Origin of the sequence: Phreatobacter stygius (assembly GCF_005144885.1) — a bacterium.
GTDB classification, from domain to species: domain Bacteria; phylum Pseudomonadota; class Alphaproteobacteria; order Rhizobiales; family Phreatobacteraceae; genus Phreatobacter; species Phreatobacter stygius.
On the sequence record NZ_CP039690.1, the window covers coordinates 6932097 to 6955314 of the forward strand.

The 23218-nt window shown below is 67.0% G+C and carries 19 protein-coding genes; 8 read left to right on the plus strand and 11 right to left on the minus strand.

Translation table 11 applies throughout. The annotated features are described in order from the left end of the window. Positions 1–12 precede the first annotated feature (12 nt). The 6 genes from plsY to E8M01_RS32780 all read left to right on the plus strand — a co-directional run bounded on the left by plsY (position 13) and on the right by E8M01_RS32780 (position 8355). A complete protein-coding gene (gene plsY / locus E8M01_RS32755; protein WP_136964003.1) occupies positions 13–672 on the plus strand; it encodes a glycerol-3-phosphate 1-O-acyltransferase PlsY in 660 nt (219 codons plus the stop codon). Beyond that, positions 669–1781, plus strand: coding sequence for a DNA-processing protein DprA (dprA, locus tag E8M01_RS32760; protein WP_136964004.1), 1113 nt, complete (start codon positions 669–671; stop codon positions 1779–1781). Before plsY ends, dprA begins: the two co-directional genes overlap by 4 nt. Positions 1782–1986: 205 nt before the next feature. Continuing rightward, the gene (topA, locus tag E8M01_RS32765; protein WP_136964948.1) at positions 1987–4752 is read left to right on the plus strand and encodes a type I DNA topoisomerase; all 2766 of its coding nucleotides are present in this window, start codon (positions 1987–1989) and stop codon (positions 4750–4752) included. Between the two features lie 105 nt (positions 4753–4857). Further along, positions 4858–7176 carry a ribonuclease R gene (rnr, locus tag E8M01_RS32770; RefSeq protein ID WP_246088518.1) on the plus strand — a complete coding sequence of 773 codons (2319 nt, stop codon included), beginning with the start codon at positions 4858–4860 and terminating at the stop codon, positions 7174–7176. Continuing rightward, positions 7173–7610, plus strand: a complete 438-nt coding sequence (locus E8M01_RS32775; RefSeq protein WP_136964005.1) for a DUF983 domain-containing protein — start codon at positions 7173–7175, stop codon at positions 7608–7610. The genes rnr and E8M01_RS32775 overlap by 4 nt, the downstream gene beginning before the upstream one ends. Before the next feature lies 1 nt (position 7611). Further along, positions 7612–8355, plus strand: coding sequence for an NUDIX hydrolase (locus E8M01_RS32780; RefSeq protein ID WP_136964006.1), 744 nt, complete (start codon positions 7612–7614; stop codon positions 8353–8355). A 75-nt stretch (positions 8356–8430) separates the two neighbouring features. Here the strand turns inward: E8M01_RS32780 and E8M01_RS32785 are convergent, their stop codons facing one another. The 9 genes from E8M01_RS32785 to E8M01_RS32825 all read right to left on the minus strand — a co-directional run bounded on the left by E8M01_RS32785 (position 8431) and on the right by E8M01_RS32825 (position 17353). Next, a complete protein-coding gene (locus E8M01_RS32785; RefSeq protein ID WP_136964007.1) occupies positions 8431–9432 on the minus strand; it encodes an amidohydrolase family protein in 1002 nt (333 codons plus the stop codon). Continuing rightward, positions 9429–10856 (minus strand): aldehyde dehydrogenase family protein, encoded by a 1428-nt coding sequence (locus E8M01_RS32790; RefSeq protein WP_136964008.1) that lies wholly within the window; start codon positions 10854–10856, stop codon positions 9429–9431. Before E8M01_RS32790 ends, E8M01_RS32785 begins: the two co-directional genes overlap by 4 nt. A gap of 154 nt (positions 10857–11010) precedes the next feature. Continuing rightward, positions 11011–12042, minus strand: a complete 1032-nt coding sequence (locus E8M01_RS32795) for a membrane dipeptidase (protein ID WP_136964009.1) — start codon at positions 12040–12042, stop codon at positions 11011–11013. 22 nt (positions 12043–12064) lie between these two features. Then, on the minus strand, positions 12065–13072 hold the full coding sequence (locus E8M01_RS32800) for a LacI family DNA-binding transcriptional regulator (protein WP_136964010.1): 1008 nt from the start codon (positions 13070–13072) through the stop codon (positions 12065–12067). After that, entirely contained in the window at positions 13069–13872 is an 804-nt protein-coding gene (locus E8M01_RS32805; RefSeq protein ID WP_136964011.1) for a phytoene desaturase family protein, read from the minus strand. Before E8M01_RS32805 ends, E8M01_RS32800 begins: the two co-directional genes overlap by 4 nt. Further along, positions 13869–14747 (minus strand): phytoene desaturase family protein, encoded by an 879-nt coding sequence (locus E8M01_RS32810; protein WP_170182177.1) that lies wholly within the window; start codon positions 14745–14747, stop codon positions 13869–13871. Before E8M01_RS32810 ends, E8M01_RS32805 begins: the two co-directional genes overlap by 4 nt. Continuing rightward, a complete protein-coding gene (locus E8M01_RS32815) occupies positions 14744–15754 on the minus strand; it encodes an ABC transporter substrate-binding protein (RefSeq protein ID WP_170182178.1) in 1011 nt (336 codons plus the stop codon). The genes E8M01_RS32810 and E8M01_RS32815 overlap by 4 nt, the downstream gene beginning before the upstream one ends. Positions 15755–15770: 16 nt before the next feature. Beyond that, positions 15771–16616 carry an ABC transporter permease gene (locus tag E8M01_RS32820; RefSeq protein WP_170182179.1) on the minus strand — a complete coding sequence of 282 codons (846 nt, stop codon included), beginning with the start codon at positions 16614–16616 and terminating at the stop codon, positions 15771–15773. A gap of 8 nt (positions 16617–16624) precedes the next feature. Continuing rightward, on the minus strand, positions 16625–17353 hold the full coding sequence (locus tag E8M01_RS32825; protein WP_136964015.1) for an ABC transporter ATP-binding protein: 729 nt from the start codon (positions 17351–17353) through the stop codon (positions 16625–16627). A gap of 364 nt (positions 17354–17717) precedes the next feature. Between E8M01_RS32825 and E8M01_RS32830 the strand changes: the two genes are divergently transcribed. Next, positions 17718–18896, plus strand: a complete 1179-nt coding sequence (locus E8M01_RS32830) for an MFS transporter (RefSeq protein ID WP_136964016.1) — start codon at positions 17718–17720, stop codon at positions 18894–18896. Between the two features lie 13 nt (positions 18897–18909). Here E8M01_RS32830 and E8M01_RS32835 read toward each other — a convergent pair whose 3' ends face one another. Both E8M01_RS32835 and glmS read right to left on the minus strand, forming a co-directional pair. Continuing rightward, entirely contained in the window at positions 18910–19305 is a 396-nt protein-coding gene (locus E8M01_RS32835; protein WP_136964017.1) for a hypothetical protein, read from the minus strand. A 61-nt stretch (positions 19306–19366) separates the two neighbouring features. After that, positions 19367–21193, minus strand: a complete 1827-nt coding sequence (glmS, locus tag E8M01_RS32840; RefSeq protein WP_136964018.1) for a glutamine--fructose-6-phosphate transaminase (isomerizing) — start codon at positions 21191–21193, stop codon at positions 19367–19369. Between the two features lie 297 nt (positions 21194–21490). On the opposite strand from glmS, the gene E8M01_RS32845 reads away from it, so the two are divergent. Then, the gene (locus tag E8M01_RS32845) at positions 21491–23068 is read left to right on the plus strand and encodes an ABC transporter substrate-binding protein (protein WP_136964019.1); all 1578 of its coding nucleotides are present in this window, start codon (positions 21491–21493) and stop codon (positions 23066–23068) included. Positions 23069–23218: the final 150 nt, after the last annotated feature.

The window sequence follows — 23218 nt, forward strand, 5'->3', positions numbered from 1 at the left end:
GGTGCCGCCTTCATGTTTGATCTCTCGTTTCCCGCTCTCCTTGCAGCTCTCGCCTTCGGCTATCTGCTCGGTTCGATCCCCTTCGGGCTGCTGCTGACCCGCGCCGCCGGCATGGGCGATATCCGCGCCATCGGCTCGGGCAATATCGGCGCGACCAATGTGCTGCGCACCGGCAGCAAGAAACTCGCCGCGGCGACGCTGCTGCTCGATGCCCTGAAGGCGACCGCCGCCGTCCTTATCGCGGCGCGCTTCGGCCCGCAGGCGGCGCTCATCGCCGGCATCGGCGCCTTCCTTGGCCATATTTTCCCGGTCTGGCTCGGCTTCAAGGGCGGCAAGGGGGTCGCGACCTTCCTGGGGCTGCTGCTCGGCCTCTATTGGCCGGCCTTCCTGGTCTTCGCCCTCACCTGGCTCGCCATGGCCTATGCCTTCCGCTTTTCATCGCTGGCAGCCCTGGTCGCGAGCCTGGTCGCACCGGCCTTCCTCATCGCGCTGGCCAAGCTGCCGGGACTTCAGGCGCTCCTGCCCCTGCCCTTCGGCTCGGCCCTGCAAATGGGGGTTGCGACGCTGGCCGTCGCCGCCGCGATCTGGGCCAAGCACCACGAGAACATCGCCAAGCTCATGGCCGGCACCGAAAGCCGGATCGGCGAAAAGAGTGCGGCCGAGGCGCCATGACCGACAGGCCGCTCCGGGCACTCGACGATGTGGAGCGCCTGGACTGGCTGAGGCTCGCCCGCTCCGACAATGTCGGACCACGCACCTTCCGCGACCTGATCGGCCTTTATGGCGGCGCCTCGGCCGCGCTCGACGCCCTGCCCGGCCTGACGCGCCGCGGCGGCGGGCGCGACATCCGCATCGCCACCCGCCAGGAGGCCGAGCGCGAAACGGCCGCGGCGGCGCGCCATGGCGTGCGCCTGGTGGCGCTCTGCGAGCCCGGCTATCCGGAACTGCTGCGCGAGATCGCCGCGCCGCCGCCGATCATCGGCATCGGTGGCCGCGCCGAATGCCTTGGCCGCCCGATGGTTGGCCTGGTCGGCTCGCGCAATGCCTCGGTGCCCGGCCTGAAAATGGCTGGCCTCCTGGCGCGCGGCCTCGGCCTGTCCGGTTTCACCACGGTGTCGGGCCTCGCCCGCGGCATCGATACGGCGGTGCATCAGGCCTCGCTCGCCAGCGGCACCGTCGCCGTGCTCGCCGGCGGCCATGACCGCATCTACCCGCCGGAAAACCAGCCGCTCGTCGCGCGCATCCTGGAAACCGGCTGTGTGATCAGCGAAATGCCCATGGGCCACGAGCCGCGCGCCAAGGACTTCCCGCGCCGCAACCGGCTGATCGCGGGCCTGGCGCTCGGCGTCGTGGTGGTCGAGGCGGCCGAACGCTCGGGCTCGCTGATCACCGCGCGGCTCGCGCTCGAAGAAAACCGCGAGGTTTTCGCTGTGCCGGGATCGCCGCTCGATCCGCGCGCCGCCGGCACCAACCGGCTGTTGAAGGACGGCGCCGTGCTGGTCACCGAGCTTGATGATGTCGAGAGCGTGCTGCGCCCCTTGCTGGCGCGCCATGGTCGCCCGCTGAGCGCCGAAGAACAGGACCACCCGATGCCGCAGGCCGAGCCTGGCGACGACGAGCGCGGCCGGGTTCTCGCCCTGCTCGGCCCGGTTCCGGTGACCGTCGACGACCTCATCAGGCTCTCCGGGCTCGGCGTCGCGGCCGTTCGCATCATCGTGCTCGAACTGGAACTTGCCGGCCGGCTGATCCGCGATTCCGGCGGCCGTATCTCGCTGGCCTGACCAGCCTGGGCTTAAGCCCAGTCCGCTCCGCCGCCGACACCGCCGGATTTCCGCCGAGCGGCCGGCTGTGATGCCACAGCGCGACGCCAAAGCACGATCCGCCGCTCCTGCCATTTGACTTGATGCGACCTTGTGCCCATGTTCCGGCCGGTTTGCGGCACCGCATCATCGGAGCCGCCACGGCAAAGGACGCAATCGATTGGGCGTGAACGTGGTCATCGTCGAATCGCCCGCCAAGGCGAAGACGATCAATAAATATCTCGGCTCGGACTACGAGGTCATCGCCTCGTTCGGCCACGTGCGCGATTTGCCCCCGAAAGACGGGTCGGTCGACCCGGATGCCGATTTCGCCATGATCTGGGAGGCCGACGGGCGCGGCGCCAAACGCATCGCCGAGATCGTCAAGGTGGTCAAGGGCGCCTCCAAGCTGATCCTGGCGACCGACCCTGACCGCGAGGGCGAGGCCATTTCCTGGCATCTCCTGGAAGCGCTGCGCGAAAAGCGCGTGCTGAAGGACATGCCGGTCGAACGCGTCACCTTCAACGCCATCACCAAGCAGGCGGTGCTGGAGGCGATGGCCAATCCGCGCGCCATCGACGTCGACCTGGTCGAAGCCTATCTCGCCCGCCGCGCGCTCGACTATCTCGTCGGCTTCAATCTCTCGCCGGTGCTCTGGCGCAAGCTGCCTGGCGCCCGCTCCGCCGGACGCGTGCAGTCGGTGGCGCTCCGCCTGGTCTGCGAGCGCGAATCCGAGATCGAGCGCTTCATCAAGAAGGAATACTGGTCGCTGGTGGCGACGCTGGCGACGCCACGCGCCGAGACCTTCGAGGCGCGCCTGGTCGGCGCCGATGGCAAGAAGATCCAAAGGCTCGACGTCGGCGCCGAAGCCGAGGCACGTGCCTTCGAGAAGGCGCTGCACGAGGCCCATTTCGCCGTCGCCGGCGTCGAGGCGAAACCGGCCAGGCGCCACCCCTTCCCGCCATTCACCACCTCCACCCTGCAGCAGGAGGCGAGCCGCAAGTTCGGCTTCGCGCCGAACCGCACCATGCAGGTGGCCCAGCGCCTCTACGAAGGCGTCGATATCGGCGGCGAGACGGTTGGTCTGATCACCTATATGCGAACCGACGGCGTCGACGTGGCGCCCGAGGCGATCACCGAGATCCGTGGCCTGATCGGCAAGGATTTCGGCCCGCGCTACGTCCCGGGTTCACCGCGCAAATACGTCTCCAAGGTCAAGAACGCCCAGGAGGCCCACGAGGCGATCCGTCCGACCGATGCCCGCCGGCACCCCAAAGATGTCGCCCGCTATCTGGAGGCCGAGCAGGCCAAGCTTTATGAGCTGATCTGGAAGCGCACCGTCGCCTCCCAGATGGAGAGCGCCGAACTCGAGCGCACCACCGTCGACGTGACGGCCACCGTCGGCGGCCTCGGCTCGTCGCTCGGCCGCAAGCTCGAGCTGCGCGCCACCGGCCAGGTGGTCAAGTTCGACGGCTTCCTGACGCTTTATACCGAAGACCGCGACGACGACGGCGACGACGAGGACGGCAAGCGCCTGCCGGCCATGACGGTTGGCGAAAAGGTCACCAAACAGGCCATCGCCACCACCCAGCATTTCACCGAACCGCCGCCGCGCTATTCCGAAGCGAGCCTGGTCAAGCGCATGGAAGAGCTTGGCATCGGCCGGCCCTCGACCTATGCCGCGACCCTGCAGACGCTGCAGGACCGCGAATATGTCAAGATCGAGAAGAAGCGGCTGGTGCCCGAGGACAAGGGCCGGCTGGTCACCGCCTTCCTCGAGAACTTCTTCAACCGCTATGTCGAATATGGCTTCACCGCCGCGCTCGAGGAGAAGCTCGACCTCGTCTCCAACCACGAGCTCGACTGGAAGGCGCTGTTGCGTGACTTCTGGCGTGACTTCAACGCGGCGATCGACAGCACCAAGGAACTGCGTGTCACCGACGTTCTCGCGGCGCTCAACGACAGCCTGGGGCCGCATATCTTCCCCGACAAGGGCGACGGTTCCAACCCGCGCCTCTGCCCGACCTGCGGCACCGGCGCGCTGTCCCTGAAGCTCGGCAAGTTCGGCGCCTTCATCGGCTGCTCGAACTATCCGGAATGCCGCTTCACCCGGCAATTGTCGGCGCCATCGGCCGAAGCTGTCGGCGACGGCCCGGCCGATGCCTCGCCCGACGGCACGCGCCGGCTCGGCGAGGATCCGGTCAGCGGGCTGGAGGTCACCGTCCGCGACGGCCGCTTCGGCCCCTATATCCAGCTCGGCGAAGGTGAGAAGCCGAAACGTTCGTCGCTGCCCAAGGGCATGACGCCGGCGGCCCTCGATCTCGAGCGGGCGCTGGCCCTGCTGGCCCTGCCGAAAGAAGTCGCGGTCCATCCCGAGAGCGGCAAGCCGATCCTGGTCGGCCTCGGCCGTTATGGCCCCTATGTCCAGCACGACCGGACCTATGCCAATCTGGAGAAGGACGACGATCTCCTGGCGATCGGCGCCAACCGGGCGATCGACCTGATCGTCGCCAAGGAAAGCGGCGGCGGCAAAGGCCGCTTCGGCCGCGCCGCGGCGGCGCCCGGCCGCGAACTCGGCGACCACCCGACGCTCGGCGGGCCAATGACGGTCATGGCCGGCCGCTATGGCCCCTATGTCAAGCACGGCTCGGTCAACGCGACCTTGCCCAAGGGCAAGAGCCCGGAAGCCTTGACCATCGAGGAGGCCGTGCAGCTGATCGCGGCGCGTGCCGAGATGAGCGGCTCGTCGAAGAAGCCGTTCAAGCGGGGCAAGGCCGCATCCAATGGCGAAACCAAGCCGGAGGCCAAATCCGCCGGCAAGGCGCGGTCGGCCAAGACCGGCGCAGCCAAGATCGGCGCAGCCAAGACCGGCGCAGCCAAGACCGGCGCAGCCAAGGCCAGGACCGGTGCCGGCAAGTCCGCCGCCAAAGCCAAGCCGGCCGCCAAGGCATGACGCCTGGCGCCAGGCGCGACACCGCGGATCGTCGTTTCGCCGAATCCACCGATAGGCTAGCGTCGAGGGGCCCTTGCTCCTCGCCGCTGCCAGGAACTCCGATCATTGCCCCGTAAGCCGAAGACCGAAGTTCACTCCCGCCTGCCCAGCCGCGAGGAGGTGCTCGCCTTCATCGCGACCCAGACCGTCCATATCGGCAAGCGTGAGGTCGCCCGCCATTTCGGCCTGCACGGTGCCGACAAGGTGGCGCTCAAGCACCTCCTGAAGGACATTGTCGACGAAGGCCTGGTCACCAAGGGCCGCGGCAAGCTGCACAAGCCCGGCGCGCTGCCGAACGTGCTGGTCGTCGACGTGATCAAGCGCGATGCCGACGGCGACCTGATCGGCAGCCCCGCCGAATGGGACGAGGCCGAGCACGGCGAGGCGCCCGACATCGTCGTCGCGGTTCCGCGCAAGGCCCGGCCGGGCGATCCGATCCCCGGCCTTGGCGACCGGGTCCTGGTTCGCATCGCCGATGGCGGCGCGCCGAGCGACGATCCCAGGCCCGTCGCCCGGGTCATGAAGATCCTCGATCGCGGCCGCGCCCGGATGATCGGCGTGTTCCGGGCGATCCCCGGCCATGGCGGCCGGCTTCTGCCGGTCGACAAGAAAAATCTCGGCCGCGAGCTGACCATTCCCGAAGAGGCCATGGCGGACGCCCGCGACGGCGACCTGATCGCGGTCGACATCATCAGAAACTCCCGCTTCGGCCCGCCGGTCGCCAAGGTGCGCGAGCGGCTCGGCAACCTCAACTCCGAGCGGGCGATCTCGCAGATCGCCATTGAAGTCCACGCCATCCCCTATGTCTTCCGCGCCGACGCCCTGGCCGAGGCGGAACGGGCAAAGCCGGTGACGCCGGCCGGCCGCGAGGACTGGCGCAAGCTGGCGCTGGTCACCATCGACCCGCCGGACGCCAAGGACCACGACGACGCCGTTCATGCCGAGCCGGACCCCTCGCCCGAAAATGCCGGCGGCTTCATCCTGACCATCGCCATTGCCGATGTCGCGGCCTATGTGCGCCCCGGTTCGGCGCTCGACCGCGAAGCGGCGCTGCGTGGCAATTCGGTCTATTTCCCCGATCGGGTCGTGCCAATGCTGCCCGAGCGCATTTCCAACGACCTCTGCTCGCTCCGGTCGGGCGAAGACCGGCCGGCCATCGCCTGCCGGGTGACCATCCGGGCCGACGGCCGGCGCAAGTCGCATTCGTTCCACCGCATCCTGATGCGCTCGGCCGCCAAGCTCGCCTATGCCCAGGCGCAGGCTGCCGTCGACGGCCATCCGGACGAGACGACCGAGCCGATCGCCGGGCCGATCCTGACGCCGCTCTGGGAGGCCTATGCCGCGCTGAAGCGAGCGCGGGACGACCGCGAGCCGCTCGATCTCGACCTGCCCGAGCGCAAGATCCTTCTCAAACCCGACGGCACGGTCGACCGGGTCGTGGTGCCGGCAAGGCTCGATGCCCACCGGCTGATCGAGGAGATGATGATCCTCGCCAATGTCTGCGCCGCCGAGACATTGGAGAAGCATCGCCTCGCCTGCATGTACCGGATCCATGACGCGCCGAGCTACGAGAAGCTCCTGGCGCTGAAGGAGTTCCTCAAGACGCTCGACATCACCTTGCCGCAGGCGGCGCTGCTCCGGCCGTCGAACTTCAACCAGATCTTGGCCCGCGCCAAAGGCACCGACTCGACCGAACTGGTGAACCAGGTGGTGCTGCGCTCGCAGTCCCAGGCCGAATATTCGCCCGAGAATATTGGCCATTTCGGCCTCAATCTCAGGCGTTACGCCCATTTCACCTCGCCGATCCGCCGCTACGCCGACCTGATCGTCCATCGCGGGCTGGTTCGCGCGCTCGGCCTCGGCGACGACGGCCTGCCGGATGCCCAGGCCGCCGCGCTGTCCGAGATCGGCGCCGAGATTTCGGCGGCCGAGCGGCGCGCCATGGCGGCCGAACGCGAGACCGTCGACCGGCTGATCGCCGCGCATCTGTCCGAGCGCGTCGGCGACATCTTCGGCGCGCGCATTTCGGGCATGACCCGGTCCGGCCTGTTCGTGAAGCTCGATGACACCGGTGCCGACGGTTTCGTGCCGGCAGCCAGCATTGGCGGCGATTATTTCCGCTACGAAGAGGGCCAGCAGGCCCTGGTCGGCACGCGCACCGGCGAGACCTACCGGCTCGGCGACCCGGTCACCGTCAAGCTGGTCGAGGCCGCGCCGGTTGCCGGAGCCCTGCGTTTCGAACTGATGAGCGATGGCCGGGCCGGCCTTGCGCCGAAGGGGCGCGGCGGGCACATACGGCGCGATGACGGTTTTGCCAATGGCCGGCGTGCCCGGCCGGGCGACAAGCCGGCGAAGCCACCGTGGAAACGCAAGGGCCGGAAATGACTGTCCAGATCCTGCATGGCGCGCCGGTCGCCGAAGCACGACCGGATCGCAACCTGTGGACGGCGCTGAAGCGCGGCCTTCTCTGCCGCTGCCCGAATTGCGGCAAGGGACGCATGTTCTCGTCCTATCTGAAAGTTGCGCCGGCCTGCGACCATTGCGGCGAGGCCTTGCATCACCACCGGGCCGATGACGCGCCGCCCTACCTGACCATCATGGTGGTCGGCCATATCATCGTGCCGCTGCTGATGTGGATGGAACTGCGCTACCAACCGGAGTTATGGATCCATTTCATCCTCTGGCTGCCGCTGACCCTGGCCCTGTGCCTGGGCCTGCTGCCGCCGATCAAGGGCCTGGTGGTCGCGCTGCAATGGGCCCTGCGCATGCACGGCTTCGATCCCGACAGCCCGGAAGCCAAAGAACAAGCGAGCGTCTGACATGAGCGACCAGGGCACGACACTGGCCGAGCGCCTGACCAAGACCGAGCGGGAACAGCGCTGGGCCAACCAGAAGCCGGTCGATGCGGCAACCCTCATCCTGATCGACCGCAACGGCCCCGAGCCGAAGGTCTTGATGGGCAAGCGCCGGCACGACCTGAAATTCATGCCCGGCAAGTTCGTCTTCCCCGGCGGCCGGCGCGATCCCGACGACCGCAGCATGCCGGTGTTCGGCACGCTCGACAGCCATGCCGAGGAGCGGCTGATGAAGCGCGTCCAGCGTCCCTCGCTGTCGCGCGCCCGCTCGCTGGCGCTGACCGCCATTCGCGAAACCTTCGAAGAAACCGGCCTGATGCTCGGCACCAAGGATGCCGGCGCGCCCGAGGGCGTGCCCAAGGGCTGGGAAGCGTTTGCCGAACATGGCGTCTTTCCCGACCTGGAATCGCTGCAGTTCGTCGCCCGCGCGATCACCCCGCCGCGTCGGCCGAAGCGTTTCGACACGCGCTTCTTCGCCTGTGACGCCGACCATGTCGCGCACCGGATCGAAGGCGTGGTCGGTCCGCATGCCGAGCTGGTCGAGCTGAAATGGCTGACGCTGAAGGACGCGCTGCACGAGGATCTGCCGACCATCACCACGGTGGTCCTGGAAGAGCTCGGCGACCGCATCGCCAAGGGCTTTTCGCCGCTCCTGCCGGTGCCGTTCTATTTCATGGTCCGCAAGGAATTCCGCCGCGAAGTGCTGTGAGCCCTCATCGTCTCACAGGAGGACGCGGCGTGCTTCGGTGCTCCGGCTCGGCGGTCTTTGCCGCCCGATGCCGGCTTAGTCCAGATCGTCCATGAGACCGAGTGTGGTCGGATTGTCGATGAAGATGCGCTGGCGCATCCGGGGCTCGATATCGCCGAGCTGTTGATGTGGATTGGGCAAGCCCATCGAAAACGGCCAATCCGACCCGAACAGCACATGATCTTCGCCATGAACGGCCGCCGCCAGCGCGAGCGCATGCCGATCGTGGGTGATGCAATCCACGCAGAAGCGCCGAAACGCCCGCCGTGCCGTTTCAGCACCGGTATCCGCGCCGGGCCGGCCGGTGACCTGGCCCCGCTCGAGGCGCCCCGCAATGGCACCCGACGCGCCGCCGCCATGCGCGAGGCAAATTTGCAGGTCCGGGTGCTGCTCCAGCACCCCGGACATGGCCAGGTGGGCTGCCGCCAACGCCGTCTCGACCGGGCTACCCATGAGGTTGTGCAGATAGAACGGCTCGTAGCGCGGGTCGCAGCCCTTGCATGGATGCAGGAAGAGAAAGGCCTTCTCGGCGTTCAACACCGACCACAAGCGAGCATAGGCCGGGTCGCAGAGGGTAATCTTGTGCTCTTGCGAGCCCGCCGGCATCGCAAAGCGCGGTCTTCCGGTTATCGCCCGCTCGACCACGATGTCGGCGGCAAGCTCCGGGTGTTGAACCGGCAGATGATAGAGCGGCGCAAGGCGATCCGGACGGCGCGCCGCATAGGCATCGAGGCCGTCATTGGCATAGTCCGTCCAGTCGCGGGCGGCGGCCTCGCCCAGGTTGAGCCGGTAGAGCGGTGGCGGGATCGAAATCCAGGCCCGATCCACCCGGTTGTCGTCCATCCAGGCGAGCAGCGCCTCCGGCCGATAGACCGATGTCGCGCCAAGGGTGTAGCCGTCGATCGTCATCACGCCGGCCTCCTGGTTCCAGTCGACGCCGGCGATGCCGGACAGGCGATCGATGACGACAGGAGCCAGGTGGGCGTGAACATCGAGGGCGATCCGCTGCGCGCCGCCATGGGGCACCGATCCGCTCATGCCGCATATCCCATGATGGCCTTGACCTCGAGGAACTCGTTGAGGCCCCACGCCCCCCACTCACGCCCGTTGCCGGACTGCTTGTAGCCGCCGAACGGCGCGCGCCGGTCGATCGGCGGATAGTTGATGTGGACATTTCCGGCCCGGATGCGCCGTGCCACGCGCCGCGCCCGCGCGAGGTCCGCCCCTTGCACATAGGCCGACAGGCCATAGGGCGTGTCGTTGGCAATGGCGACGGCCTCGTCCTCGCTGCCATAAGGCATGATCACCAGGACCGGTCCGAAGATCTCCTCGCGCGCGATCGCCATGTTCGGACGCACGTTGCCGAAGATCGTCGGCCGCACGAAATAGCCGCGGTCGAGGCCTTCGGGCCGGCCGGGGCCGCCGGTGATCAGCGTGGCGCCTTCGGCGATCCCGGTTTTGATGAGCCGCTGGACTTTGTCGAATTGGGCGGCGTTGACCAGCGGCCCGAGAACCGTGCCCTCGACATCCGGCAAGCCGACCTTGTAGGTCGCCGCTGCGGCCCGCGCATGGCTGGCGATCTCGTCATGCCTGTCGGCCGGCACCAGCAAGCGGGTGGCGGCGCTGCAGGACTGACCGGAATTGCTGAAGCAGCGCGCGACGCCCAAGTCGGTGCACCGTTTGAATTCCGCATCCGGCAGGAAAATGTTCGGCGATTTGCCTCCGAGTTCCTGGGCCACACGCTTTACCGTATCGGCGGCGGCCTTGGCGACCTGTATGCCGGCCCGCGTCGACCCGGTGATCGACACCATGTCGACTTCAGGGTGGGCCGCCAGCGCGGCTCCGACACCGGGGCCATCGCCGTTGACCAGATTGAAGACCCCGGCCGGCACCCCGGCCTCGTGGAAAATTTCCGCCATGATGATCGCGCTCAAGGGTGCGATCTCGCTCGGCTTCAGAACCATCGTGCACCCCGCCGCAAGCGCCGGCGCGACCTTGCAGATGACCTGATTGATCGGCCAGTTCCACGGGGTGATGAGCGCGCAGACACCGATCGGCTCCTTGGCGACCAGGGTTCGCCCTTGCTGCTCGTCGAACTGGAAGCTCTCGAGGACCCGGATCATCTCGTTGATGTGGTTCGGCCCGCTGGCCACCTGCGCGCTCATCGCGAAAGCCAGGGGCGCGCCCATTTCCATCGAGACGATGCGGGCCAGTTCGTCCCGGCGCGCGTCGAAACCGGCGAGGATCCGGCGCAACAGCGCGATGCGGGCGGCAACCGTCGTGTCCGAGAAACCGTCGAAGGCCCGCCGCGCGGCCGCGACCGCGCGGTCGACATCGGCAGAGCTGCCGATCGACACGTCCGCGAAGGCGAGTTCGGTGGACGGGTTTACGACTGGAATCCGCCGCGGCTCGGCCGGTTCGATCCACCGGCCATCGATATAGAACAGTGTCGCATTTTGCATGGTGAAGGCTCGTGCCTCGGCAATTGAGTTCAGGGGGAGCGTCGGGCGCCGGCCCGGCCGGGGATCAATGGCGGCATCAATGGCGGATCAATTGCGCGATCAACCTGGTCATGGCCGCGGGCCGGGCGACGAACGACGCCCAATTCCGGTGGCATCAGGACAGAGCAAGCACGGGATCGGCCTGAACGAACTCCGCCTTGGCCGGCACGGCGGACCGGCCCGAAGCGAACACTTCGGAATAAAGCCGCAGCCAATTGCCGCTCGTGATCTTTTCGACCTCGTCGGGCGCAAACCCGACCACGCGCAATCCACCGGGGAGAAGGCCGAGATGACAGACTTCGGTGAACCAGGATGGCGGTGGTGCCTTGCCGGGCCTGGCTGCCGATCCGGCCCCGAAGTCGACGCTTCTTGTCCAGCGCCCCATGCGCATCCAGTCATAGTCCGGCTTGGTGAAATTGTGGCTGCGATCCGTACCGATCGCCACGTGATCGATGCCGATGATGTCGACCGTCTTGGCGACCATCTCGCACCAGGACCGGAGCGAGCTTGAATAGTGATCGCCGGTAATATTGCGGTAGGTCGCGCAACCCAGCACTCCGCCACGCTCGGCCAGCGCCTTCAGCACATCATCGGTCTTGTTGCGCTTGTGCTGAAAGAGGCTGTCGGGATTGGCATGGGTGACGGCAACCGGCTTCTGCGAGCATTCGATGGCGTCCAGCGTTGTCCGATTGCCGACATGCGAGAGGTCGACCAGGATGCCGGCACGATTCATCTCCAGGATGACCTCCCGGCCAAAGCGCGCCAGGCCGGCATCGTTGGGCTCATAACAGCTGCCGCCCAGTTCATTCTGGTTGTTGTAGGTGAGCTGGATCACCCGCACGCCGAGTTCCGCGAAAATCTCGACAAAGCGGATGCGGCCTTCGAGCAGGTTGGAATTCTGATAGCCGAGCACGATCGCAGTCCGGCCAGCCGCCGCGGTCGCCACGATCTCCTCGGCCGTCGTCGCAATGGCGACCAGATCGGAATTGGCGGCCACCAGATCGCGCCAGCGGGCAAGCGCATCGAGGGATTCGACGGTTCCCTCCCAGAATCCGCAGGTCACCGTCACGGCGCCGACATCGGCCCGGCGCAGCTCGGCAAATACCTCTCGGGTGAAATGTCCGCATTGGAGGCCATCGATCAACATGGCTTGGCTCCCTTTCTAAAACTCACGCCGATTGGCGCACGATGAGTTGGGTAGGAATGACGCGGCACGCGGGCAAAGCCGCTCCATTGTCGCCGGCACTGAAAGTCTGTCCGACGGCGCGGGCGATGGCTTCAGTATCGAGTGCGACGCTGGTCAAGGATGGCCGGCAATAGACACCCCATTCGAGATTGCCAAAGCCGGAGAAGGCGACATCGCCGGGCACCGACAGGCCATGGTCGGCGACCGCCGCCATCGCGCCGATGGCGAGTTCGTCACTCGCCGCGACCACGGAACGAAACCGCAATCCATCCGCCAGGGCCTTGCCGGTGACGCGGTAGCCGGCATCGGCGCGATAGCCGTGGGAGATGTCCCAAACGAGCGTCGGATCCGGCGCCTGCCCTTGCTCCGCAAGCCCCTTGCGGTAGCCCTCGAAACGCGCGCGGCCGATCGCCGATGTCGCGATACGGCCGATGAAGGCGACCGGTCCCCGGTTCCGGCCGCAGAGGTGGCGGACGGCGGCGGCGGCCCCGCCGACATTGTCATGAACGATGGAGCGAAGACCGAAATCGCTCAGGTCCTGACTGACCGACAGGACGTCGACCCCGGCAGCCGTCGCCGCTTCGACCACCGGTCCGATCCGCGCCATGTCCATGACATGCGGCGACGACAACAAGACGCCGCGCAAGCCGAGCGACGGCGCGCGTTCGAGCAAGTGATGCAACCGGTCTTCGCGGTGGCCGAGATTGAACAGCAGGAGGTCGAGGCCGATCGATTCGAGCTCGGCCTGGACATCACGCGCCAGCGCCGCATAGACGCCCTGCTCGATGTCGCCGGTGACCAGCGCGACACCCCGTCCCCGGCCGCTGCGAAGGCTGCGCGCCATCTCGTTCGGTTGATAGCCAAGCTGCTCGACCGCCTCGAGAACACGGGCACGCGTCTCGGCCGTGACCGGCAGCGAGCCTCGCAGAACGCGCGACACCGTGGCGGTGGACACGCCGGCATGTTTGGCGACGGCAAGGACGCTCGTCATGGGCAGCTCACCGCCGCCGCAACCGCCTGCGAGGCACCGGTGGCCCGGCCTTGCCTCAGGTCGGACAGCACGGCCTGGCTGGTATTGTGGCCCGACACCCCGGAAATGTAATTGCCGGGCCAGGTTCCGTTGCCGCTGAGATAGAGCCCCTGGGTCGGCGTCCGATAGGCGTGCAGGCCCGGCATCGGCCGCATCCAGAACATGTTCGGCGGCAGCGTATCGCCGTGGGTGATATTGGCCTCGACCAGGCCGAACTGGCTTTCGAACTGGGTCGGATCAATGACGCGGTAGTCGTTGATCAGGCCGGGCAGCGACGGCATGTATTCCGCGAGCTTGGCGATGGCACGCCTGGCGAAGACATCGCGCTGCTCGGCCCAGGTGCCCTCGCGCAGGTGATAGGGCGCATTGCCGACATTCATGCTCAACACATGTTTGCCCGGCGGGGCGAGCTCCGGCGAGGTCATCGAGGGGCAAAGGCCCCAGATGACCGGCTTGTGCGACAGCCGGCCGAGCAGCATGTCGGAATGCCCTTCCTCGATATAATCGACCGTCGGGGCGATGCGGAACTGCGCGCAGGCCAGCATCGCGGCCTCCGCGTCCGAGGCCGCAGCCGCGAAACGCGGCATCCCGTCGAGCGCCAGCACCACTTTGAAGGCCCGGCCGCGCATGGTCTTGCGCTGCATCTTGGGTTTGAGTTCGCCCCAGTGATCGGCATCGTCGAGCAGCGACACCACTGTCGTGCGCGGGTTGATCGCCGAAATGACGATCGGCGCCTCGTATTCGTCACCGTCGCACGTCACGACGCCGACGACGCGTTCCCCCGCGTCTTGATCGTGGCGACGCCGACGCCGGTTTTCACCGCCCCGCCATGGGCCAGGACACTGGCGCGCAGCGCGTCGATGATCGCGCCCAGGCCGCCAACCGGCAGCCCCGTGGAGCCGCGCAGCGGAATCAGCCGCGGATCCTGCGCGCCGCCCGCCTTGAGCGAGGCGAGCGAGAGCGGCCGCATCATCAGGTTGAACGGCGTGCCCGGCGTCGAGGGGCTGGCCTGGCCGCCGACCACCGCGAGCGGCGCGATGAGCGCCTGTGTCTCCTGGGCCAGTTCGAATTCCTGCATGAGGTCGCGGACATTGCCGAAGAAGATCCGGCTGAACGCCTCCTGGTCCTCCAGACGGGTCAGATTGCGCACCAGGTGGTGCAGCGACGGCGGCGGCTCGAAGATCGAAATGCCCAGGCGGTCGGCGAACTTTTGCAGATAGGCGAAGAAGGCATCGTAACGGGCGGCCTCGCCGGGGGCGAAAGCCTCGATCTGCGCCTGGTTGCGAGCGGGATTGCGCCAGCCGACATAGAGCCTGTCATGGGCGAGCGGCTGCACCAGGGTCGGATCGGGCCGCACGAACGTGAGACCGTAGTGCTCGAGTTCGAGGTCGCGCACGATCTTGGGCTCGAGCGAGCCCGGCGAATTGGCGATCGACGAGAAATAGCCGGGCATGAACTCGACGGTGGCACCGGGGCCGCCGAGCATCGGGCGGGATTCGAGAACCAGTGTCTTCAGGCCGGCGCGGCCGAGATAGGCGGCGGCGACCAGACCGTTATGGCCGCCGCCGATGATGATCGCGTCATGGCGTCCGCTGGAACGCGGCCGGGACGCCGGCAGGCTCAAGAGACCGGTCACTGGGGCACGAAATCGTTGGTGTAATACTGCGCCGCCTGGACGTCCGCCGGCAGTTCGCCGACCGCCTGAAGCGTCCTGACCAACTGGTTCCATTCAGCCTCGGACATGCGCCCCCAGCCCGGGTCCGTGGGCGCGGTCGAGAGCGCCATCAGTCCTTTGAAGTAGTCGACGCAACGCTCGACGGTGCCGGCGAGATGGACCTTGGTCCTGATCAGCTCGCAGGCCGCCTGGGGGTCACGGGCTGCCTCGACGAAGCCGCGCCTGCTGGCGGCGAGAAACTGGCGTACGAGTTCGGGATTGCGGCCCAGGAACGCGGTGTTGGCGGCGAAGCCGAAGCCCAGCAGCGGCACGCCGGCATCGGCGAGTTGCAGCGTCTCGGGCTGCTGACCGGTCGCGCGGACATAGGCGTCAAAGGCCGGGCTGTCGCCACTCACCACATCGATGCTGCCGCCGAACAGGGCGGTCGTCTTGGCATTGGAGTCGAGCGAGACGACGTTCAGATCGGTCGGGCCCATGCCGTTGGCGCGCATGAAGATCCTCAGGCTGAGCGCGTCGGAGCCGCCCGGCGTGCTGCCGATCTTCAAGCCGCGCAGCGATCGCGGCCCATCGAGCTTCACCCTGCCGCGGATGCCGATGAAGGCTGCTGCCGTCCGGTGCTGATACAGGCCGATGATCCTGATGCTGCCGCCACGGCCGATCATCTGGGTCGCGTTGGTGATGTTCAGATGGGCGATGTCGAAACCGCCCTGCGACAGCAGCAGCGCCGTTGTCGCCGAGCCACGGCCCTGTTCGAGGCTGACCGCGAGCCCGGCCTCCCTGTAGAAACCCCGCTCCTCGGCGATCAGGAACGGCGCGTGATAGGGCAGCCAGGCCCAGTCGAGCAGCACCTTCACCCGCGCCTGCGCCGCTGCCGGAACGGTGGCGGCGCCCAAGAGGCCCAGGGCGACCAGGCTCGCCGAAAGGACGGCGCGCAGACGGGCGCGCGAAACCGAAACACGTTCGACCACACAACTCTCCTCAGGTTCAGATGGTGGCGGGGCGCAGCAGCGCCGCGTCGCGCTGGCTCGGATGCCACGGCAGGACCAGACGTTCGCCCCATTCCGCCAGACGCCACAACAGGACGCCGAAGACCGAGAACACCGTCACCGCGGCAAAGGCGAGCGGCGTGTCCATGTCGCCGACGGCCCGGATCAAGAGATGGCCGAGGCCCTTGTTGGATGCCACGAACTCGCCGATCACGGCGCCGACCGGCGCCAGTGTCACGGCCAGCTTGATGCCGGCACAGATGCTCGGCAGCGCGTTCGGAAACTGGATCTTGCGCAGCGTCTGCGCGCGTGTCGCCCCCATGGCACGCACCATGGTCAACTGCTCCGGGTCGGCTGACTTCAGCCCGGACACCGTGTTGACGATGACCGGGAAGAAGGTGAACGCCACGACGAAGAACACTTCGCTCTGCAGTCCGAACCCGAACCAGACGAGGAACAAGGGCGCGATGACCACCTTGGGAACCGCATGGGCGATCACCAGCCAAGGCGTCAGCATCCGGTCGACCAGCCGCGAGGAGCTGATCGCCGCCCCCGCAGCGAGCCCCAGGACGACGGCCATGACCAGGCCCAGCGCGGCGGCAAATGTCGTGATCGCCAACTGGCTCAACAGATAGGACCAGTATTGCACGATGGCGGCGACCACCACCGACGGCGCCGGCAGGATGAAGACCGGCACCTTGAAGACCCGCACCAGCCCCTCCCACAGCGCCAGCCCCAGCGCGCCGCTGATCAGCGGCCAGAGCACGCCGGCGACCAGGTTGGCGAGACTGCGAAACATCGCCGCGCCGCGCGGCTCGACGTCATTGCCGGCGTCCGTCTCCATCACCGCGCTCATCCGACCAGAACTCCGACTTTCTCGAATTGCTCGCGAATGCGGCGGCCAATGGCCGAGAACTCGCTGGTTTCACGAAGGGCGAGCCGCCGAGGGCGCTCGAACGGAATGGCAATGTCGTCGATGATCGCTCCCGGCCGGCCCGACATGACGAGCACCCGGTCGGCGCAGAAAATGGCCTCCGGGATGCTGTGGGTGATCAACAGCGTCATGACGCTTCGGGTCGCCTGCACCCGCTGCAGCAGCACGTTCATCTGATCGCGCGTCAGGGCATCGAGTGCGCTGAACGGCTCATCGAGAAACAGCATGGTGGGGTTGGTGAGCAAGGCCCGGGCAATCGCCACGCGCTGACGCATCCCGCCCGAAAGCTGCCAGGGATAGGAGCCGGCGAAGTCGGCGACGCCGAACTCTTCCAGCAGCGCCCTGGCCCGCGGCTCCATTCCGCTCAGTCCCTTGATCTCGGCGGGCAGCAGCACGTTGTCGAGGACGTTGCGCCACTCGAGCAGCAGGTCGCGCTGAAAGACGATGCCGACATCGTTCACCGGCCCCTTGACGGCCTTGTCGCCGAAACGGATCTCGCCGCGGCTCGGCATGTCCAGTCCGGCGATCAGCCGCAGAAGGGTGCTTTTGCCACAGCCGCTCGGCCCGACGATGCTGACGGCCTCGCCCGACCGCAGCTCGGCGCTCAACGGCGCAATCGCGCGCACGCCCCCGGCACCGCCATACATTTTCTCGATCCGATCGAGGACGATCGACCGCCCCTCGGCCTTCCGGCCAATGCCCGCGTCGCCAATCTGTGCTGTCACAGCCATGCAGCTTGAACCCCGACTTCAGCGAAAAATGAAGCATGACAACGATTACATGCGTCATTTTGCCCGTCAAGGCTCGATTTTCGGATATCTGGGACCGGCTTGTCGCAGGCCCGCCGGTATCATGCAGCCGTCGCAACGACTGGCTGAACAATCCGCGATCTGCCGGATATCCCGTGCCTCCCCGCCGGTTCCGCCGAGGCCGGCGCGATCAAGCGCTGAGCAGCCCGGCGCGCTGCCGCCTTGTCATGGCCCTGTTGCTTGGCCATGACAGGCCGCAGCCATGACCAGCACCGTGTTGAACCCCGATCCTGAAACGCGCCGCCTCGTTCTGTCGATCGGGGCCGCGGTCGCCTGCATCGTCGCCGTCGGCCTCGGCCTGTCGCTGTCGATCCCGCTTCTGTCCTTCGCGCTCGACGCCAAGGGCGCGTCGCGCACCATGATCGGCCTCAACACGGCCATGGGCGGCGTCGCCACCATCATTTTTGCGCCGTTCATCTCGGGCTGGGCGCGCATCTACGGCGTGCGCGCCGTGCTGGCGGCGGCCATCGCCCTCGGCATCGCCTCGTTCCTCGGCTTCCTGGTGGTCGAGCCGCTCTGGGCCTGGTTCCCGTTGCGTTTCGTTTTCGGCGCGGCGCTCACCGTGCTGTTCGTGCTGTCGGAATATTGGATCAACGCGGTCGCCCCGGAGGCGCGCCGCGGCCTGGTGCTCGGCATCTATGCCACCGCGCTGTCGCTCGGTTTCGCGTCCGGCCCGCAGATCCTGACCCTGGTCGGCACCTCCGGCCCGGCGCCCTATCTGGTCGGTTCGGCCCTGTTCGCCCTGGCCTCGCTGCCGGTGGCGCTGTCCAAGGGCATGGCCCCGACCATCGACGAAAAGCCCTCGCGCGGTTTCGCCGCCTTCCTGTGGGTGGCGCCGGCGGCAACGCTGGCGGCGCTGGTCTTCGGCGCCGCCGAGACCGGGGCCTTCGCGCTGCTGCCGCTCTATGGCACCTCGATCGGCTTCGACGCGGCCGGCGCCGCGACGCTGATTTCGCTGGTCTCGCTCGGCAATCTCCTGTTCCAGATCCCGATCGGGCTGGTCGCCGACCGCGTCGACCGGCGCTTCGTCCTGCTGTTCTGCGGTGTCGCCGGGACGATCGGCATGGCGCTCATTGCCATCGTGCCGATGCCACGCGAGGCGCTGATGGCGCTGCTGTTCGTCTGGGGCGGCATTGTCTCCGCCCTCTACACGGTTGGCCTCACCCATCTCGGCAGCCGCTTCCGCGGCGCCGATCTCGCCCAGGCCAATGCCGCCTTCGTCGTCATGTATTCGGTCGGTCTGATCGTCGGGCCGCCCATGGCCGGCCTCGGCATGGATCTGTGGCCGCCGAACGGCCTGCCGGCGACCCTGGCTCTATTGTTCCTGGCCTATGTCGTGGTGGTCTCGGCCCGCATCATCAGGACCCGCGGGCAGGTCTGAGCGGATAAGCGCTTCAAGTCACGTGGTCGACCGACGCGAAGACGCGAAACCGGCCATCGATGCGACAGAGGTTGTAGGACTCGCGCCACGAACTCATCACCACGCCCTCCCCCGACAAGAGCTCCCATGTCACGCTCGCCAGCGCGGATTGTCCGCCGAGCGGCGCCACGGCGAGGTCGTGGTAGCGGCAGGATCGACAGCCCTGGTCGTGATAGACGCTGACCACACGCTGAAAATATTGCGCTATTTCGATATCCGAGCCGAAACATTCCCGCGAGCCGTCATCGTGAAGCGCCACATAGGGAGCAACGTAGCGCCGCGCGATTTCGCTGCCCCGGAAGGATTGGAACGCCACGACGAATGCGTCGAAGAAAGCGGCGGCCTCGCGGTCGAGTTCGGACTGGTCCATGTGTCGCCGTCCCCCGCTCCATTGTCGCCGGGATTGACATCCGGAACCGGCCGAACCGGCGTCACTCCACCGTGACGCTCTTGGCGAGATTGCGCGGCTGGTCGACATCCGTGCCCATCTCCACCGCCGTGTGATAGGCGATCAGCTGGACCGGCACGGCATAGACCAGCGGCGTGATGGTCGATGGCAGGTCCGGCAGCACGATGGTGGCGATCGAATCGATGCCGGCATGTTCGGCACCCTTCTCGTCGGTGACCAGGATGATCTGGCCGCCGCGCGCCGCGACCTCCTGCATGTTCGAGACCGTCTTCTCGTAGATCCGGTCATAGGGCGCGATGACCACCACCGGCATGGCCTCGTCGACCAGCGCGATGGGACCGTGCTTCAACTCGCCGGCAGCATAACCCTCGGCGTGGATATAGGACAGCTCCTTCAGTTTCAGCGCGCCTTCCAGCGCGATCGGATAGCTGGTGCCGCGGCCGAGATAGAGCACGTTCGGCGCCTTCGACAGCGACTTCGCGATCTGCGCGATATGGCCTTCGAGCTTCAAGGCCTCGTTGATATAGCGCGGCGCTTCCATCATGGCGCGGACCAGGCGGTCCTCGTCGGCTTCGTCGATGAAACCGCGGCCCTTGCCGGCGGCAATGGCGAGCGAAGCCAGCACCGCCAGCTGGCAGGTGAAGGCCTTGGTCGAGGCGACGCCGATCTCCGGTCCGCCCAGCGTCGGCATGACGATGTGGCTCTCCCGCGCGATCGTCGAGGTCGGCACGTTGACCACCGCCAGCACGTGCTGGCCGTTTTCCTTGGCATAGCGGAGCGACGCCAGCGTATCGGCGGTCTCGCCCGATTGCGACACCACGATCATCAGGCCGCCCGGCACCATCGGCGTCTCGCGATAGCGGAATTCCGAGGCGATATCGATGTCGACCTGGATGCGGGCGAAACGCTCGAACCAATATTTGGCGGTCAGTCCCGCGAGATAGGCGGTGCCGCAGGCGGCGATCGAGATGCGCGGCAGCTTGGCCCAGTCGAACGGCAGGTCGGCCGGCAGGCGCACCTTGCCGTTGGCCATGTCGAGGTAATGGGCCGTGGTGCGCGCCACCACTTCCGGCTGCTCGTAGATTTCCTTGAGCATGAAGTGGCGGTGATTGCCCTTGTCGACCAGGAAGGCGGAAGCGGTCGACTGGATCACCGGGCGGTGGACCACCAGGCCGGCCTCGTCGCGGATCTCCACCGATTGCCGGTCGAGGATCGCCCAGTCGCCCTCTTCGAGATAGGCCACGGCCGAGGTGAACGGAGCCAGCGCAATGGCGTCCGAGCCGAGATACATCTCGCCCTCGCCATAACCGACCGCCAGGGGCGAGCCCTTGCGCGCGCCGATCAGCAGGTCGTCATTGCCCTCGAAGACGAAGGCGAGCGCGAAGGCGCCGCGCAGCCGCGGCAGAATATTGCCGACCGCCTCGACCGGGCTCTTGCCGGCCTTCATTTGCTGGCCGACCAGATGCGCCACCACTTCGGTGTCGGTCTGGGTCGAGAAGACCACGCCCCTGGCTTCGAGTTCGACCCTCAGCTCGCGGAAATTCTCGATGATGCCGTTATGGACCACCGCCACGCCGTCGGAGGCATGGGGATGGGCATTGACCTCGGTCGGCGCGCCATGGGTGGCCCAGCGGGTGTGGCCAATGCCGATCCGCCCCTGGAGCGGCTCGCGCGCCAGCACCGCCTCCAGATTGCGCAGCTTGCCCTCGGCACGCCGGCGCACCAGCACGCCGTTCTCCAGCGTCGCGACGCCGGCCGAATCATAACCGCGGTATTCGAGCCGCTTCAGGCTGTCGAGGAGTTGCGGAGCGACCGGGTTCTTGCCGAGGATGCCGATGATCCCACACATGCGCGTTTGCTCCGTCCGAATCCGGCCCCTGATAGCCGATCCGTTGTCAAAGTCGGTTTAACGGTGAAGCCGGACACGACTGAAATGAATTGATGTTTCGGATTGAGACATGCAGCAGCGTGTACGAGGCCGGGCTATGCTGTGGATCAACGGGCCCGACCTGCCTTATGAACCGGCGGTCGCATCGATCCGGCGGTTTCCCTGCTATAGCGCAGGAACCCGCCGGTGAAACCAAGGAAATGCCGTTGGCGGCCGGCCCGCGATCACCGGCATGGCGAGAAATTCCAGGGAAATCCGATGTCTATGATGAGAAGAGCGCTGGTTGCGGCCGTCCTGGCCCTCGCGCCGTTGCTGTCGGCATCGGCCGCCGTGGCCCAGTCCGTGCTGCGCGTGGCCATGCATGCGGACGTGCGCGCCATCGACCCGGTCTTTTCGACCGCCTATATCACCCGCAACCACGGCTACATGGTCTTCGACACCTTGTTCGCGATGGATGCGAATGGCGAGATCAAGCCGCAAATGGTCGACCGCTTCGAGGCCTCGGCCGACGGACTGACCTACACTTTCACCCTGCGCCAGGGCCTGGTCTGGCATGACGGCCAGCCGGTGACGGCGGAAGACTGCATCGCCTCGATCAGGCGCTGGGGCGCCCGCGACACGCTCGGCCAGACGGTGCTGGGCTTTGTCGACACGATGACCCCGGCCGGTCCGGATAGCTTCACCATCACCTTGAAGGAAAAGACCGGCCTGTTGATCTATGCGCTCGGCAAGCCGTCATCGACGGTTCCCTTCATGATGCCGAAACGCCTCGCCGAAACCCCGCCGACGGTGCAGATTTCCGAGGTCGTCGGTTCCGGGCCATTCGTCTTCCGGCGCGATGAATGGCGGCCCGGCAACAAGGCGGTCTATACCCGCTTCGACGGCTACCGGCCGCGCGCCGAGCCGCCCTCCGGACTTGCCGGCGGCAAGGTGGCGCGTTTCGACCGGATCGAGTGGCTCGTGCTGGCCGACCAGCAGCAGGCGGTCAACGCCCTGCTGGCCGGTGAGATCGATGTCCTGGAGGCCGTGCCCCACGATCAGGCGCCGCTGCTCGAGGCCGACCGCAACATCCGGATGTGGAACGCCAATCCGCTCGGCAGCCAGTACAGCTTCCGGCCCAATCACCTGCAGAAGCCGTTCGACGACCCGCGGATCCGCCATGTCCTCTGGCACGCCCTGAACCAGGAGGATTTCCTGCAGGCGACCGTCGGCAATCCCGAGTTCTATTCGGTCTGCCGCTCGATCTTCGTCTGTCCGTCGCGCCTGATGACGGAGGCCGGCATGGACGGACTGCTCGAGGGCAATGCCCGGCGGGCCCGCGAATTGCTCAAGGAGGCGGGTTATGACGGCACGCCGATCGTGCTGCTGCACGCGACCGACGTCGCGGCGCTCGCCAACCTCGCCCCGGTGGCCAAGGCTCTCTTGGAGCGCGCCGGCTTTGTCGTCGACATGCAGGCGATGGATTGGGCGACCCTGGTCTCCAGGCTGCAGAAGCGCGATCCGGCCAATGCCGGCGGCTGGAGCGCCTATGCCTCGTCCTGGAGCGCCGCCGACATTCTCGATCCGGTGATGACCGGCTTCCTCAACTCGCGCTGCGAGCGCGCCATGATCGGCTGGCCCTGCGACCCCGAGATGGAGCGCCTGCGCGACAGCTTCGCCCGCGAAACCGACCCGGCACGCCAGAAAGAGATCGCCGCCGCCGTGCAGCTGAGGGCGATCGCATGGACACCGCTGGTCCCGCTCGGCCAGAGGCGCGACCGGATGGCCACACGCAGCAACATCACCGGCATTGTCCCGGCGCCGGTGACAGTGTTCTGGAACATGAGCCGGCAGTAGCGGCGCGCCTTCGGCGCCTGGCACCACGGTAGGCCGTCCTTCGAGGCTCGCAAGAGCTCGCACCTCCGGATGAGGAGTGGTGAGACTTGCATTGAGGTGATGCCAAATGCGCTCAAGCGGTTGATATTCATTAGCAACATCAATGCATTA